Genomic DNA, 16,304 nt, shown 5'->3' with positions numbered 1-16,304 from the left:
CGTCCGCCGGAATCGGCCTGGCGAAGTTTTTCGCGAAACCGTGTCGGGCTGCGCGTTGCCCACTCGTCCTTGAGACGGAAACCGGCATTCAAGCCAACTCTTTAGCAAGCAAGTGAGGAGACCATCATGACGACCAAGCTCGACATCGCCCCCAGCTCCGACCGTGAACTGGTTCTTGCCCGCATCATCGATGCGCCGCGCGAGAACGTCTATCGCTGCTGGACCGAGCCGAAGCTCGTGACGCATTGGTTCGCGCCAAAGCCGTGGACGACGCCGCGCGCCGAAATGGACGTACGCACCGGCGGCTCCAGCCTGGTCGTCATGGCCGGACCGACGGCAACGAATTCCCGAACCCCGGGGTCTTCCTCGAAGTCGTGCCGGGCAAAAAGATCGTTCTCACCGACGCCTATACAAAGGCCTGGGAGCCTTCCGAAAAGCCGTTCATGACGGTCGTGCTGACCTTCGAGGATGAGGGCGAGGGCAAGACCCGCTACATCGCCCGGGTTGCGCATTGGTCGGTCACTGACCGCGAAGAGCACGAGAAGATGGGCTTTCACGAGGGCTGGGGCCAGTGCGCCGACCAGCTCGAAGAAGTCGCCAGGCGGCTTTGATATCGGCGGGACGCAAGGAGACCGACATGTCCAGATCGATGTTTTTCGCCATTTTCGCCTCGGCCGCGGCGCTCTTCGCCGCGCCGGGCGCCAGCAATGCCGAGGACGTAAAGCCGTCCATGACCAGCGAAACGAAAGCCATGCCCAAGCCGGCGAAATCCGGCCTGCTGCCGATCAACGGCCTGAATTATTATTACGCCGTCTATGGCCGGGGCGAGCCGCTGCTTCTGCTGCATGGTGGTCTCGGCACCACAGACATGTTCGCGCCGATCCTGCCGAAGCTTGCCGAAAGCCGCACCGTCATCGGCGTCGACCTGCATGGTCACGGCCGCACCGCGCTCGGCGATCGGCCGTTGAGCCTTGAGGCGATGGGCGACGACATGGCGGCGATCGTCAAGGCGCTCGGCTACGACAAAGTCGACGTCATGGGTTACTCGCTGGGCGGCGGCGTCGCCTTCCGCATGGCCGTCCAGCATCCCCAGACAGTGCGCCGGCTGGTGCTGGTCTCGACCGGCTATGCCTCGGACGGCTTCTATGCCGACATGCGTACTCAGCAGGCGCAGGTCGGCGCCGCGATGGCCGACATGATGAAGGACACGCCGATGTACAAATCCTACGTGGCGGTCGCGCCGCACCCGCAGGATTTTCCAAAACTGCTCGACCAGCTGGGCACCCATATGCGCAAGGACTACGACTACTCCGCCGAAGTGGCGAAGCTGAAGATGCCGGTCATGCTGGTGTTCGGCGACAGCGACATGTACCGGCCCGAGCATGAGATCAAGTTCTACCAGATGCTCGGCGGCGGGTTGAAGGACGCCGGCTGGATGCGCGAGAACCTGTCGCAGAACCGCCTGGCCATCCTGCCGAACCGCACCCACTACGACGTGTTTTTCGCACCGGAACTGGTGACCGCGGCGCTGCCCTTCCTCAATGACGAGACCAAGGTCAAGACCTGGGACGAGGTCATCAGCGAAACGGAATAACCACCTGACAACGGCCTGTCCGGCCCATATCCCGCGAGATGGCCGGCGACGCTCGTTGCGCATCGCGCCTGATCGTACATTCGGCCTGCCGCATCACGCCAACAGATGGCGCCATCAATGCTTTTCAATTGACGCTCCTATCCCGGCAGCTACCTTCCTGCCAATCTTCAGAAAGAGGGCTAAGGCAATGGCGAAACATCAGGGTGGCTGCCTGTGCGGGGCAGTGCGCTACCGCACCGAGGCTGCGCCGATCAACGAGCGCGTCTGCCATTGCCGGCTTTGCCAGAAGGCGCTCGGCGCGGCCTTCAACGCCCGTGTGCTGTTCCGTATCGACGATGTGACCATTGACGGGCCGGTGGCGACGGTGAATTCCTCGCCCGATCTCAAGCGCGGCTTCTGCCCGGGCTGCGGCACGACGATATTTTCCCGGCGCGACTCCGCCGGCATCATCGGCATCACCTCCGGCTCGCTCGACGATCCTTCCATGTTCAAGCCGCAGATGCATATCTGGACCGCCTCGAAGCAGCCCTGGGTACAGCTCGACGACGGACTGCCGCAATATGAAGGCGCCCCACCGCCGAATTGAAGCACAGGCGAATTGAAGTACATGCGAACTGAAGCACAGGCGAACCGAAGCGCAGGCGAAATCAAGCACAAGGCGTGCCCAAATTTTTTCGTCCGGGACACGAGATAGTCGGCAAAGCGTCATTGGCGAGCCATCATTGCCGCCTATCTATTGCCTGCGGGTCGGCAGTCGAAGGAGGCGACGGATGAACGACAGAATTAACACCCTGGATGAGCTTTTGAGCGATCCGATGGTCAAGCTGGTGATGGAGCGTGACCGCGTGCAGCCGGCCGAGCTTCGCTCGCTGCTCGAAGAAAAGGTTCGCCGGGATGATGATGCGCCGGTCAATCCCGTCACCGATCGCCCCAACTCTGATCGCCTTGGCACCGACCGCTCCGTCCCGCCCGCTCATATGGTAGCCGAGAGCTGCCACAATCTATGGTTGTGCGGCTAGGCAGCGACCTGCTGGCGTCGCGATCCTTCGCGCCCTCTCGGTCCTGCAGCGTTTCCAGGCTCTCACCGCTACGGTGAAAGAGCGAGCGCCTTGCCCAGCCCCTCTGCCCTAACAATTTGATTCAAACTTTGTTGGTAATTTCTTGTTAGCAATCCGGACTGGTTTGTCCGGCGGCGTTGTCTTGCCCTCGGTCTGTTCTGTTCTGCGTACAGGTCCAGATGCGGTTATCAGGCGTCGTCATCTTCTCGATCGCGTCACTTTGCCTTGCCGGCTGCACGTCCACGTCCGGCGTCGACGCGCTGCAAGTGCCGTCCAGCGAGACGACCAGCTCGGTTGTACGACCGCCCGCGCCGGTGGCGTCGGTCAGCGCTGCCGATGCCGAACCCGACTTCGCGCCGGAGGAGGCGACGGAGCAGACTGTGGCGATGGCCACTCCGGAGCCTGTTGAAAGCATCGAACCGCCCGCCGAGCCGATTGCCCTGGTGGCGCCGACGCGGCTGGCACGGGCAGCACCGATGCTCGCCGAGCCGGTCCAGCGCTATCGTTTTCGCGACGCCAAGCCGATCAATTTCGGCAGGGCATCGCCCAGGCACCTCGCCGTTCACGGCGTCGACGTCTCGCGCTGGCAAGGCAACGTGAACTGGGGCAAGCTGCGCGCGCAGGGCGCGAACTTCGCCTATATCAAGGCGACCGACGGCGGCGATCACCTCGACCCAATGTTCAGGAAGAACTGGCGCAATGCCGACGCCGCCGGCCTCAAGCGTGGCGCCTATCACTTCTTCTACTGGTGCCGCACCGCTGGTGAGCAGGCTGACTGGTTCATCCGCAACGTGCCGAGGGTCGAGGGCGCCTTGCCGCCGGTGATCGATGTCGAGTGGAACGGCGAATCCAGCTGCAAGCGGCGGCCGTCGCGGCAAAAGGTGCTGGAGAAGATGCAGGTGTTCATGGACAAGCTCGAGCGCCACTACGGCCAGCGGCCCATCATCTACACCGCGCCTGATTTCTACCGCGACAATCTCAGAGGCGCATTTCTGGACTATCCATTCTGGCTGCGCGCGGTGGCACAGCACCCGTCAAAGGTCTATCCCGGCCGCAAATGGGTGTTCTGGCAGTATTCCGGCTCCGGCCTGTCGCATGGGGTGAGGGGCCGCATCGACCTCAACGTCTTCCACGGCGACGAGAGAGCCTGGCGGAACTGGGCTGGCGGGCGGCAGATGGTGGCCGAGGCGGAGTAGGCGGCCGAGGAAAGCGCCCATTCGCAGGCCAGCATGAGGTGAATATTGACGGACCTGGCCGCCTGTCGCGGAAGTGTCATCGATCCGTCATCGCATTGAAATGTCGTTCCCGCAATCAGGTGGCTTCCATTCGAACAGGAGACGCCACCCGTGCCCCGCCATTCCGCGCTTTTCGTCCTGACGGCAGCGCTTGCTGCCTCGGTTTCGCTGCCGGCCCATGCCGACATGATGTTCAACCGGGTCGCTAGCTTCGCGGTGGCCGGAAACCTCCCGGCGGATGTCGAGAAGACCACGCCGACTTCGTCCGAGATCATCACGGCGAGCGAAGACGGCATGACGCTGGTTTATTCCGATAGCCCGCTCGGTGCGGTCGGCTTCATCGACATCGCCGATCCCAAGGCGCCCAAGGCCGGCGGCATCGTCAAGATATCAGGCGAGCCGACCTCGGTTGTGGTCATCGGCGGCAAGGTTCTGGCCGGCGTCAACACGTCGGAAAGCAAAGCCAGGCCTTCGGGCAACCTCAGCGTTATCGACCTTGCCTCCAAGGCGATCGAAAGCACTTGCGACCTCGGCGGCCAACCGGACTCGCTGGCGTTCAGCAAGGACGGCAAGTTTTTGGCCATCGCCATCGAGAACGAGCGCGACGAGGATCTGAACGACGGAGAAATTCCGCAGATGCCGGCCGGCGACCTCAGAATATTCACGCTTGCCGGAGGCCAGCCTGATTGCGCGACGATGAAGACCGTCAACCTGGCGGGCATTGCCGAAGTCGCTGGGGAAGATCCCGAGCCGGAATTCGTCGCCTTCAACGAGGCCGGCGAGATAGCGGTCACGCTGCAGGAAAATAACCACATCGCCATCGTCAACGCCGAAACCGGCGCGATCGTCACGCACTTCTCCGCAGGCTCGACCACGCTGGACAAGGTCGACACCAGGAAGAACGGTGCCTTGTCGTTCGATGGCAAGATCGAAAACGTCGCGCGCGAGCCCGACGCCGTGAAATGGCTCGACAATGACCGCCTCGTCGTTGCCAACGAAGGCGACTACAAGGGCGGCTCGCGCGGCTTCACGATCCTCAGCAAGAAGGGCGAGGTTCTCTACGAATCCGGTCCGTCCTTTGAGTACCAGGTTGCCAATGCCGGCCATTATCCCGACGACCGCAACAAGAAGGGCGTCGAGCCGGAAGGTCTCGAGACCGGCACGTTCGGCGAGGACAGGCTGATTTTCGTCGCTTCGGAGCGTGGCTCGATTGTCGGCGTCTACAAGGACACCGGTGCGGAGCCTCGGTTTGTCCAGATCCTGCCGTCCGGCATCGGTCCGGAGGGCCTGGTCGCGATCCCGTCGCGCAATCTCCTGGTCACCGCCAACGAGGCCGACCTGGTCGAGGACGGGCTCGCCCGCTCGCACGTGATGATCTACAAGCGCTCCGAAGGCCCCGCCGCTTACCCGATGATCACGGCAAAGCCCACGGCAGACGGGACGCCGCTCGGCTGGGGCGCGCTTTCGGCGCTCGCAGCCGGCGACACTGCCGGCAAGCTGTTCGCTGCCTCGGACTCTTTCTACGCCAACGCGCCCTCGATCTTCGAGATCGATGCCACCCAAACGCCGGCGCTGATCACCGGCAAGACCATCGTCACGCGTGATGGCCATCCTGCACAGAAGCTCGACATCGAGGGTCTTGTCGCCGACGGTGAAGGCGGCTTCTGGCTGGCCAATGAAGGCGATCCGGCAAAGCTCGTCCCGCACGCCATCCTGCGCGTCGACGACGAGGGCGTGATCAAGCAGGAAATCGGCTTCCCGACGGAACTGCTCGCCCACCAGAGCCGCTTCGGTCTCGAAGGCATCACCGTGATCGGCGAAGGCGACGACCTGACGCTGGTGATGGCCGTCCAGCGCGAATGGGCCGACGACCCCAAGGGCCAGGTCAAGCTCTTGGCCTACAAGCCCAAGGCCAAGGAATGGTCGGCGGTGCGCTACCCGCTCGAAGCGACCGAAGCTGGCTGGATGGGCCTGTCGGAGATCACCACGCATGACGGCAAGCTCTACATCCTCGAACGCGACAACCAGATCGGCGACCTGGCCAAGGTGAAGCGCATCTATTCGGTGGCGCTCGACGCCTTCAAACCGGCCAAGCTCGGTGGCGACCTGCCGTTGGTCGAAAAGACGCTGGTGCGCGACATCGTCGGCGACCTGAAATCAGCCACCAACGGCTATGTCATCGACAAGGTCGAAGGGTTCACCATCGACAAGAACGGCGACATCTTCGTCGCCACCGACAATGACGGCGTCGACGATTCTTCCGGCGAAACGCTGTTTTTACGCCTGGGCAACATCAGCGCTGTGAACTGAGCTTTCTTGCCTTCTCCCCTTGCGGGAGAAGGTGGATCGGCGCGTAGCGCCGAGACGGAAGAGGGGTGTTGGCCGGAGTGCTGTTGGTGCCAAGCTGGAACACCCCTCAGAATGCGATTCATCCTTCCGACGGCAGGCACAGCGATTGAATCGTCTCCGCGCAGCGCTTCGCATCCTTCGTAAAAGGGTTCGATGAACAGCGGCGCATTATCGGCCGTTTGCCACATGAGCCTGTCGAGATCAGATTCAGCCCAGCTTTCAGAGGAGCTGCGGTCTGTTCACCCGAAATAGCCTTTGAAGTGCTCCAGCATGTTCCAGCGGCTGCCTTGCCCAACGACTTTGCCGAGCAGGCTGTCAAATGCCCGAACGGCCTCGCGGCATGGGACCGGGAGTATCAAAGCGCCAGGAACTTTCCATTTTCATTTTGCGATCGTCCTTCAGCTGGAAAGTTTTTCGAGTAGCTCTGCTTTTGCAATGTGCGACGACGAAAGCATCTGGGCGAAAGATCGAGCAATGAACTCGATATATTTCTCGATTCGCGACAACGTCGAGCCGGAACTCCGAAAGCGCATCCTGGGTGTCCAACGGATCTGGCTTACAGACCGCAACCACTGCGGAGCCAACAAAGAGTGCCTGAACTCGGTTTACGACCAAAGGCTTCAGGAACTCAAAACAATAGTCATTCAGTGACTTCGATAACGAATAGGGAAACCATCAGACGCAACAAATTCGCCCTGGCGGCGGCAATCGTCTTGGCTCTTGGTTTTCCCTCGTCCGTATCGGCGGGCGACGCGACTGTCCGCCCCTCTGTTGGGGAGTGGTCGATTACAATGATGCGCAGCTAGAGAGACGCAAACACGTACCCCGCCGGTGCATTCCGCAGAATGTGCTATAGTTCTTGTCGTTCCACCGTCGGTGAGAGGGCAGATGAGCGGACCAAGCGACCTCAATCTCTGGCATCGCATTGAAGGCTACAATTTCGATCAACCCGACATCAATCTGCCCTTCTCGGCCAGGCTTGCCCGAGAAAACGGCTGGCCGTCGGAGTTTGCGCAGCGTGTCGTCGAAGAATACAAAAAATTCGTCTACCTGATGTGCGTCTCTGACGAGATGCTGACTCCTTCGCAGGCAGTCGATGAAGCCTGGCACCTGCACCTCGTGTACACCCGTAGCTACTGGGACGATTTCTGCCGTGGTGTGCTGGGCAGGGATATCCATCACGAACCGACCGAAGGCGGTGCTGCTGAAAACTCCAAATTCCACGATTGCTACAGGCGAACGAAGGAACGGTATCAGGAAGAATTCGGCACCATGCCGCCGTCCGACATCTGGCCGGGCGAGCAGATTCGCTTCGGCGACGTCGAGCGACACACGGTCGTCGAGACATCGCGGTTGCCATATGTCACGAAGAGCCAACTCGGCACCGCTGCCTTCTATGCCTTTTTCGTCTTGTGGACTGGATGGAGTCTCGATTGGAATTCGTCCGCGTGGACGTTGATTGCCGGATTGACGGTTTTCTTCGCCCTTACGCGCCTGCTTCCTGTCTGGCGGCCGCGAAAAGACAGACGGAACGCCAATGGCGGTGGCTGCGGCAGTGGTGGCTGCGGTGGAGGCGGTGATGGCTGCGGCGGCGGGTGTGGCGGCGGCGGTGAATAAGCGGTTCCGGGCAGGAATGTCTCCTGCCCGGCCATTCTTCCGGACCGCTGACGTCTGCTATGGCCGCCCCTATGTGGTGCAGCTTTCCCCCCCGCTTAGCGGGCGATTTCTGCCACAACTTGTAGCTTGTGTTTACCACCACGGGTTAAACCCAAAGACAGGCAGTTGGCGGGAACGACGGGATGACATTATCTCCTGACATCATTTGCGATTCAACTCCGAATGGTTGCATCGCGAGCCACGTCCCAACCGGTGCGATTATTTCACTGTTTGTTCTCTTGGGCACTTTCCAAGCATGGAAGCGCCTGGATTTGAATGTTTTTTGAAAAACTGCCGCTGGCCAGTTTTAGCTTTCAAAATGGCTAGTTTGAAACTTGTCGGGCCAGTACCTGGAAATGTTTTTCACTAACGATTTCGTTCACTCCAGTGAGCTGTTGCTTCGCATTCTCGTCTTTCTAGCGAAGCGGCTCGGGAGCCGCTTCAAGTGCACCACATTGGCTTTCAGGCGTCCAGTTTTGGATTTGGCACCAAGATGATGCCGTCAATTCACGAAGCCGAGGCGGCATCGGTCCTCAGCTGCACCCGCTCGTCGAGCCGCAGGTGTCGCACTTCTCGCAGGTGCCGTTCCGCACCATCGTGAAATTGTGGCATTCCGAGCATTCGTTGCCGGTGTAGCCCTGCATTAGGGATTGCTGGCGCCTTGTAGCGGCAAGCGCCTTGGCCTCGGCCGCTTCTTTTGCGGCATCGTCGGTGAACAGCCCAGTCGGGTCGGTTGCCTCGTCGTAGACGATATCCTCGACCAGTTCCTTCGCCCGCTCCTCGTAGTCTCGCTTATAGGCGATCGCTTCGTCGCTGGCCGGCTTCAGCGCCAGCACGTTGGAGCCTGAGAACGCCGTCGGCGCCGAGCGAGTGGGAGCGGGAGAGGGGCTTGAACCCCCAAACCCCTTGGGGTCGGCACCCATGCCCGATACCAGCTTGACCGGCGAGACGCCGCGGGTCAGCCCCTTCGAGAACGGCGTCGCCTTGCCTTCGTTGATGCCGCGGCCGAGTGCGGTCTTGTCGAAATCCGACTGGTCGACATGGGCGAGGTCGTGGCGGGCAAGATAGGACACGGCAAGCTCGCGAAACACGTAGTCGAGGATCGACGTGGCGTTCTTGATCGCGTCGTTGCCCTGCACCATGCCGGCCGGCTCGAATTTGGTGAAGGTGAAGGCTTCGACATATTCCTCGAGCGGCACGCCATATTGCAGGCCGAGCGAGATGGCGATGGCGAAGTTGTTCATCATCGCCCGGAAGGCCGCACCTTCCTTGTGCATGTCGATGAAGATCTCGCCGAGGCGACCGTCGTCGAATTCGCCGGTGCGCAGATAGACCTTGTGGCCGCCGACGACCGCTTTCTGGGTATAGCCCTTGCGGCGGTTCGGCAGCTTTTCGCGGTCGCGATAGAGGCGTTCGACGACGCGTTCGACGATCTTTTCGGTCACCTGCACGGCGCGCTGTGAAGCAGGTGCTGCGATCAACTGCTCGACGGCATCGTCCTCGTCGTCTTCGACGTCGGCAAGCAGCGAGGCGTTGAGCGGCTGCGAGAGTTTCGAGCCGTCGCGATAGAGCGCGTTGGCCTTCAGCGCCAGCTTCCACGACAGCATGTAGGCGCCCTTGGCGTCTTCCACCGTCGCGTCGTTCGGCATGTTGATGGTCTTGGAAATGGCGCCGGAGATGAAGGGCTGGGCTGCCGCCATCATCTGGATGTGGCTGTTGATCGACAGTGAGCGCTTGCCGATCTTGCCGCACGGGCTGGCGCAGTCGAACACCGGCAGGTGCTGGTCTTTCAGAAATGGTGCTCCCTCGAGGGTCATCGCACCGCAGACATGGATGTTGGCGGCCTCGATGTCCTTCTTCGAGAAGCCGAGCGCCGGCAGCATTTCGAACGAGAAATCGTTGAGCTGCTCGTCGGTGAAGCCAAACGTCTCCTTCACCCAGTCCGCACCCAGCGTCCACTGGTTGAAGACAAACTTGATGTCGAAGGCCGACTTCAATGCTGCGTTAAGTGCCGCGATCTTGTCGTCGGTAAAACCCTTGGCCTTGAGCGAGCCGGGGTTGACGGCGGGCGCCTGGTTGAGGTTGCCGTGGCCGACAGCATAGGCCTCGATCTCGGCGATCTGGCTTTCCGAATAGCCGAGCGTGCGCAGCGCTTCCGGAACGGCGCGGTTGATGATCTTGAAATAGCCGCCGCCGGCCAGCTTCTTGAATTTGACCAGCGCGAAGTCGGGCTCGATGCCGGTGGTGTCGCAATCCATGACCAGGCCGATCGTGCCGGTCGGCGCGATCACGGTCGCCTGCGCATTGCGGTAGCCATGCTCCTCGCCGAGTTCGATGGCGCGGTCCCAAGCAGCCTTGGCATGGGCGGCAAGCTCCGGCTGCTTCAGGTCGGAGGCGACCAGCGGCACCGGGTTGACGGCGAGTTTTTCGTAGCCGTCCCTGTCGCCATAGGCGGCACGGCGATGGTTGCGCATGACGCGCAGCATGTTCTGGGCATTGCGGTCGTAATCGGGGAAGGCGCCGAGCTCGGCGGCCATTTCGGCCGAGGTGGCATAGGCGGTGCCGGTCATGATTGCGGTGAGTGCTGCGCAGATGGCGCGGCCCTCGTCGGAATCATAGGGAATGCCCGAGGTCATCAGCAGGCCGCCAATATTGGCGTAGCCGAGGCCGAGCGTGCGGTATTCGTAGGAGAGCTTGGCGATCTCCTTCGACGGGAACTGCGCCATCATGACGGAAATTTCCAGCACCATGGTCCACAGCCGAACCGTGTGCTCGTAGGCAGCGATGTCGATGGTGCCGTCGGCGTTGCGATAGGGCAGCAGGTTGATCGAGGCCAGATTGCAGGCGGTGTCGTCGAGGAACATGTATTCCGAGCACGGGTTGGACGCCCGGATCGCACCGGCCGCGGCGCAGGTGTGCCAGTCGTTCATCGTCGTGTTGAAGTGCAGGCCCGGGTCGGCCGACGCCCAGGCGGCATAGCCGATCTTTTCCCACAGATCCCTGGCCTTCAGCGTCTTCAGCACCTTGCCGTCCTTGCGGGCGGTGAGATGCCAGTCGCCGTCCTGCTCTACGGCGCGCAGGAAATCGTCCTTCAGCGAGACCGAATTGTTGGAGTTCTGGCCCGAAACCGTGAGGTAGGCATCCGAATCCCAGTCGGTGTCGTAGGTCTTGAACGACATCGAGGTGTAGCCCTGCCTGGCGAACTGGATGACGCGGTAGATGTAGTTCTCCGGCACCCCGTCCTTCTTGGCCAGCTTGATCTCACGCTTCAGCGCGGTGTTGATCGCCGGGTCGAAGCAATCGTCGTCCTGGCCTTCGCAGTTGATGCAGGCCTTCATGATCGCTTCGAGGTGCTTCTTGACGATCTTCGAGCCGGTGACCAGCGAGGCGACCTTCTGCTCCTCATTGACCTTCCAGTCGATGAATTCCTCGATATCGGGATGGTCGGCGTCGACGATGACCATCTTTGCGGCGCGGCGCGTCGTGCCGCCCGACTTGATGGCGCCCGCCGCGCGGTCGCCGATCTTGAGGAAGCTCATCAGGCCGGACGAGCGGCCGCCGCCGGACAGTTTTTCGCCTTCGCCGCGCAGGAACGAGAAGTTGGAGCCGGTGCCGGAGCCGTATTTGAACAGGCGCGCTTCACGCACCCACAAATCCATGATGCCGCCTTCGTTGACGAGATCGTCCTGCACGCCCTGGATGAAGCAGGCATGCGGCTGCGGATGCTCGTAGGAAGACTTCGACTTGGTCAGCTTGCCGGTGAACGGGTCGACATAGAAGTGGCCCTGGCTCGGGCCGTCGATGCCATAGGCCCAGTGCAGGCCGGTGTTGAACCATTGCGGCGAGTTCGGCGCAACGCGCTGGGTGGCCAGCATATAGGCGAGCTCGTCGCGGAAGGCGCGCGCGTCTTCCTCCGACTTGAAGTAGCCGCCCTTCCAGCCCCAATAGGTCCAGGTGCCGGCGAGCCGGTCGAAAACCTGGCGGGCGTCGATCTCGGAGCCGTAGCGCTCAGCCTCGGGCAGTTTTGCCAGTTCGGCCTCGTCGGCGACGGAGCGCCACAGGAAGGAGGGGACGTCATTCTCCTCGACCTTCTTCAGCCGTGCCGGCACGCCGGCCTTGCGGAAATATTTCTGCGCCAGGATGTCGGCGGCAACCTGGCTGAACTGCGCCGGCACATCGATATTGTCCAAGCGGAACACCACCGAGCCATCCGGATTCTTGATCTCCGAAAGCGCCTTGCGGAATTCGATCTCCGCATAAGCCGCCCGTTCTTGACCTGCTAGCCCTTGCTTGGTGAAACGACGCTCGATGCGCATTGGTCCTATCCCTTTGTGTCTAGATATAGCGCCTTTCCCAGGGGATTTCTGCCCCCCATTGCGAAACGCGCGTGTCCGCCGTCTGCCGGCGTTCGAAAACGGCCGGCTCCCTTTCACGAGGCTCCGCCCGCCCTGCTGGTCGAACTCCTTGCGAAGTAGCCGTCCAACGCGCCGACGGACCCTGCGGGTCCCTCAAGACTGAAACTTTTTTGCGACTCCCTCAATCGAGGGAACTTCACATTATCTAGCGTCGAACCTACCTGCAAACACTAAATATAGTATTAACAGACAATTTATTCCAGTCCGACATTTTTCCCTTTCGTCCCCAAAAAAACCCAAAATCCCGACGCCTCCGCCGGCCCCGTAGCCAGGGCGGAAATGCGGCCAAACGCACATAATCCGGGAAAAAAGACCGGGCTCAAAACTTTCCGGTCGCGCTCTCAACAGGAGCGCATGGCCTATAAAAGGCGACTCGTTTTGCGCCGTCAAGGATTCGTTTGCGTAGCTTTTGTGACCCCAACATCTTGTGTGTCACATATGTGGATAACGGGGAAAGAAGTAGCCGCAGGATTTTCGATTCTTACCACGTGCAGGCCGCCGGCCCGACAGCGCATGCCCAAAGCTGGAGTAGCCAAATCGATTCGCTTTGCCAAGAACATCGCCGGTGATGCGCGGCAGGTGCGCGGCTTTGGCCGCTATGCTTGCTCAGGAGAACTGGTGCGGGTCGGCACAGAAATAGGCGATGATCTGGCCAAGGTCCGGCTCGTTGACCATGCGCGCGGCCTCGGCTGGGCTGACCCATTTGCGGATGCGCGACCGCTTTTCCTTCCACCGGTCGGCGATCTTGTCGACCCGCAGCGGAAACACCAGGACTTCGCAAGGCACTTCCTCGCCGGAAGCCAAAGCCTTGGCATAGAAGTAGCGGCCGGCTTCGTGGTGGGAGACCGTGCCGCGCAGCCCGGCTTCCTCGCCGGCCTCGCGCGCCGCCGCTTCGCAAAGCAGTTCCTTGGCCTCAGGCCAGCCCTTGGGAAGCACCCAGCGGCCGGTATCGCGGCTGGTGATCAGCATGATCTCGACGCCATGCCCGGTATCGCGCCAAGGCAATGCTGCAACCTGCAAACGGCACGGCGCTGTGCCGAAGAGCCGCTGGACCCTTTCGGCCAAATGGTTGTGCGTTACTGGCCTCGTCAACATCGGAGAAGCTTGCCCCAGCCTCCAGAATCACTTGCCGTCTCGTGAATCTTACGGCTAATCATAAGCAATAAAAGTAAAAAACCTCATACGCACGAATTAACCACACACGAGACGTCGATTCAGGAATATCGTGCGCCGCTGCACTCTTTCAAGAAGTGCGCCGGCAAGAAGGCCGCCCCGGTATGTTCCGGGAGGAGAAAAAGCAGCTGCCGCGAATCAGCCGGCGTGGTCGTCGGCGATCGGCTTCTGGTAGGTGAAGCCCATGTCCCACGGAAAATAGATCCAGGTGTCCTGGCTGACCTCGGTGACGAAGGTGTCGACCAGCGGCCTGCCTTTCGGCTTGGCGTAGACGGTGGCGAAATGCGCCTTGGGCATCATGGCGCGGACGATGCCCGCGGTCTTGCCGGTGTCGGTGAGGTCGTCGATGATCAATACGCCGGCGCCGTCATCGGCGAGCAGTGCCGGCGTGACCTCCTTCAGCACCTGCAACTGCCCCTGGCTGGCATAGTCGTGATAGGAGGCGACGCAAACCGTCTCGATGACCCGGATGCCGAGTTCACGCGAGATGATGGCGGCCGGCACCAGGCCGCCGCGGGTGATGCAGACGATCGCTTTCCATTGGCCTTTGTTGGCGCCGGCAAGCCGCCAGGCGAGCGCACGCGCGTCGCGGTGGAACTGATCCCACGAGACGGGAAAGGCCTTTTCGGGAAGGGACATTTTTCTGCGCACTCCGCAGCGCGCGAAAAACCGCGCGCAGACACTTGAAGGAACGCGCGGAATTAACTGGAAAGCCCTGGGCCTGGCAAGGGGCGATGCAAGAACGGGGCGGCGGCAGGGCTTCAGACAAAAGAGGGCCTTCGGCTCATGTCGGTGTGACCAGTCCTGGGTGTTGGCGCCGCCCCTCATTGCCCTGCCGGGCATTTCTCCCCGTTAACGGGGAGAAAGAAGCTGGCCGCAACCTTGGCACCCATTCTGCAACGCTGGAGATTGGCGAAATCCTTTGCGAAGGCGTCTTTCTCCCCGTCACTATACGGGGAGAAATGCCCGGCAGGGCAATGAGGGGCGGCGCAACACTGAAGGATTGCCCTGCAAGCGATCCCTGTGGACTTACCGCGACAGGAAAGCTGCCACCGGCAGGGTGCGCAGCACCGTGCGGGTGACCCCGCCGAACAGCAGCTGGCGCAGCCAGGAATGGCTGTAGGCGCCGAGCACGAGCAGGTCGGCGCCAGTTTCGGCTACCCTGGTCTGGATCACCTCGTCGACCGAGTGGCCGGCCGATTGCAGCACCGAGACGCTGACCGTGGCGCCATGCCTGGACAGGGCGGCGGCGATTTCGGCGCCGGCCGCCTCCGGGGCCTCGTCGAGCGTATCCGGTGGGTCGATGACGACAATATCGGTTTTTTCGGCCTCGATGATGAAGGGCAGGGCGTCGAAGGCGGCGCGCGCCGCCTCCTTGCTGCCGTTCCAGGCGAGCAGCACATGCTTGAAGCTGGTGACGAGCGGTCCTGAGTGCGGCACGACCAGCACCGGCCGGCCGGCGTCATAGACCAGCGTGTCGACATCGGCGCTCGGATCGCCGCCCGTCTCGCGCTGCGCGGCGATGATCAGGTCCGCGGTGCGAACGGTCGGGATGCCGGTCAGCGCGCTGTCTCCGGAAAAGCTCTCGAGGCTGCGCCACTCGAAGGACAGGCCGGACTCCTCGACATGCCGGAGGAAAACCGCCCGCAATTTTTCAGCGCGCTCCTTGTTCATGTCGGCCGAGACTTGCAGGAACTCGGTGTCGGGAAAGCCTGTGGCCGAGGTGTAGGGGACGGGAAGCGCTTCGGCATGAATGCCGATGAGATGGCTCTCGAACTTGTCGGCAAGCGGAATGGCGCATTCGAGCACGCGCTCCGCGTCCTGTTCGTTCTGCAGTATGGCGACGATGGTCTTGAATCGCATGGTAACCCCTCAATTCTCGGGCGAGCGAAACTCGCCCGCATGAAACGTTACAGCACCATGCTTGGTTCCGGCTAACCCGGATACGGGCTAATGCATGTCGCCCAAAAGCATACTTTGGGCACGAGGGTGCGCAGCGGATTTGGGATAGCGCCGTGCATACAGACAAGAAAGTTAAAGCGCGTCGCATGGATCGTCTCAGACGTGACGCGCTTTAGATCAGCTGGCCGCGCTGGTGAGGCCTGCGACCATCGCTTCGACCTCGGCGCGGGCGGCGTCCAGCGCTTCCTGGCTGCGGGCACGGACGACCAGCTCGGTCCAGAACTTGCCGTCGCCATATTTTGGATAGGAGCCGATGATCGTGTCCGGGTGCGCCTTCTGGATGTCGCCCAGCGGTCCGCCGACCAGGCCTTCGCCGAACGGACAGTGCACCGTGGCCGACAGCATTTTGGTGCCGGCCTTCAGCGTCGGCACCACATTGTCGAGCATCGCCTGAAATATCGCCGGCACGCCGGCCATGACATGGACGTTGCCGATGCGAAAGCCCGGCGCGATCGACACCGGATTGTCGATATGGTCGGCACCGCGCGGCATCCGCGCCATGCGCTTGCGCGCCTCGGTGTATTCGATGCCGCGCGCCGCGTAGCTCGCTTCCAGCATGGCATAGGCTTTGGAGTCGTAGTCGCAGGGCACGCCGAACGCCTTGGCAATGGCATCCGCGGTGATGTCGTCATGCGTCGGACCGATGCCGCCGGTGGTGAAGACATAGGTGTAGCGGGCCCGCAGGGCGTTCACTGCGGCGACGATCTCGTCTTCCTCGTCGGCAACGATGCGCACCTCCTTCAGGTCGATGCCGATCGCCGTCATGATGTCGGCGAGGTGGCCGATATTCTTGTCCTTGGTGCGGCCGGACAGAATCTCATCGCCGATGACGAGCATGGCGGCGGTGACGATTTCGGGCATT

At 61.7% G+C, this 16,304-nt stretch carries 11 protein-coding genes and 1 pseudogene; 7 read left to right on the top strand and 5 right to left on the bottom strand.

Annotated features, from left to right (window positions below; all coding sequences use genetic code 11):
* Positions 1 to 126 precede the first annotated feature (126 nt).
* From BLT09_RS05900 to BLT09_RS05865, 7 genes and pseudogenes are all read left to right on the top strand, one after another.
* A pseudogene (locus tag BLT09_RS05900) lies at positions 127 to 611 on the top strand (SRPBCC family protein).
* Between the two features lie 26 nt (positions 612 to 637).
* A complete protein-coding gene (locus BLT09_RS05895; protein WP_091591801.1) occupies positions 638 to 1,594 on the top strand; it encodes an alpha/beta fold hydrolase in 957 nt (318 codons plus the stop codon).
* A 187-nt stretch (positions 1,595 to 1,781) separates the two neighbouring features.
* Complete coding sequence (locus BLT09_RS05890; protein WP_091591343.1) at positions 1,782 to 2,180, top strand: GFA family protein; 399 nt, start codon at positions 1,782 to 1,784, stop codon at positions 2,178 to 2,180.
* 184 nt (positions 2,181 to 2,364) lie between these two features.
* Positions 2,365 to 2,613, top strand: a complete 249-nt coding sequence (locus tag BLT09_RS05885) for a hypothetical protein (protein ID WP_091591341.1) — start codon at positions 2,365 to 2,367, stop codon at positions 2,611 to 2,613.
* 218 nt (positions 2,614 to 2,831) lie between these two features.
* Complete coding sequence (locus BLT09_RS05880) at positions 2,832 to 3,848, top strand: glycoside hydrolase family 25 protein (RefSeq protein ID WP_091591340.1); 1,017 nt, start codon at positions 2,832 to 2,834, stop codon at positions 3,846 to 3,848.
* Between the two features lie 150 nt (positions 3,849 to 3,998).
* The gene (locus BLT09_RS05875) at positions 3,999 to 6,197 is read left to right on the top strand and encodes an esterase-like activity of phytase family protein (RefSeq protein WP_091591338.1); all 2,199 of its coding nucleotides are present in this window, start codon (positions 3,999 to 4,001) and stop codon (positions 6,195 to 6,197) included.
* Between the two features lie 870 nt (positions 6,198 to 7,067).
* Entirely contained in the window at positions 7,068 to 7,853 is a 786-nt protein-coding gene (locus BLT09_RS05865) for a glycine-rich domain-containing protein (protein ID WP_139172529.1), read from the top strand.
* 572 nt (positions 7,854 to 8,425) lie between these two features.
* Here the strand turns inward: BLT09_RS05865 and BLT09_RS05860 are convergent.
* From BLT09_RS05860 to BLT09_RS05835, 5 genes are all read right to left on the bottom strand, one after another.
* Positions 8,426 to 12,208 (bottom strand): vitamin B12-dependent ribonucleotide reductase, encoded by a 3,783-nt coding sequence (locus tag BLT09_RS05860; protein ID WP_091591333.1) that lies wholly within the window; start codon positions 12,206 to 12,208, stop codon positions 8,426 to 8,428.
* Between the two features lie 705 nt (positions 12,209 to 12,913).
* Positions 12,914 to 13,402, bottom strand: coding sequence for an NUDIX hydrolase (locus BLT09_RS05855; RefSeq protein WP_023798206.1), 489 nt, complete (start codon positions 13,400 to 13,402; stop codon positions 12,914 to 12,916).
* Positions 13,403 to 13,618: 216 nt separating this feature from the next.
* Complete coding sequence (gpt, locus tag BLT09_RS05850; protein ID WP_023798205.1) at positions 13,619 to 14,119, bottom strand: xanthine phosphoribosyltransferase; 501 nt, start codon at positions 14,117 to 14,119, stop codon at positions 13,619 to 13,621.
* 390 nt (positions 14,120 to 14,509) lie between these two features.
* A complete protein-coding gene (locus tag BLT09_RS05840; protein WP_091591331.1) occupies positions 14,510 to 15,343 on the bottom strand; it encodes a universal stress protein in 834 nt (277 codons plus the stop codon).
* Between the two features lie 216 nt (positions 15,344 to 15,559).
* Positions 15,560 to 16,303 carry a competence/damage-inducible protein A gene (locus BLT09_RS05835; protein ID WP_091591329.1) on the bottom strand — a complete coding sequence of 248 codons (744 nt, stop codon included), beginning with the start codon at positions 16,301 to 16,303 and terminating at the stop codon, positions 15,560 to 15,562.
* Between the last annotated feature and the right edge of the window lies 1 nt (position 16,304).

Origin of the sequence: Mesorhizobium muleiense, assembly GCF_900099905.1 — a bacterium.
Lineage (GTDB): Bacteria > Pseudomonadota > Alphaproteobacteria > Rhizobiales > Rhizobiaceae > Mesorhizobium > Mesorhizobium muleiense.
The sequence above is the reverse complement of the archived record's forward strand: the minus strand, read 5'-3'. Positions and strand labels throughout refer to the sequence as shown.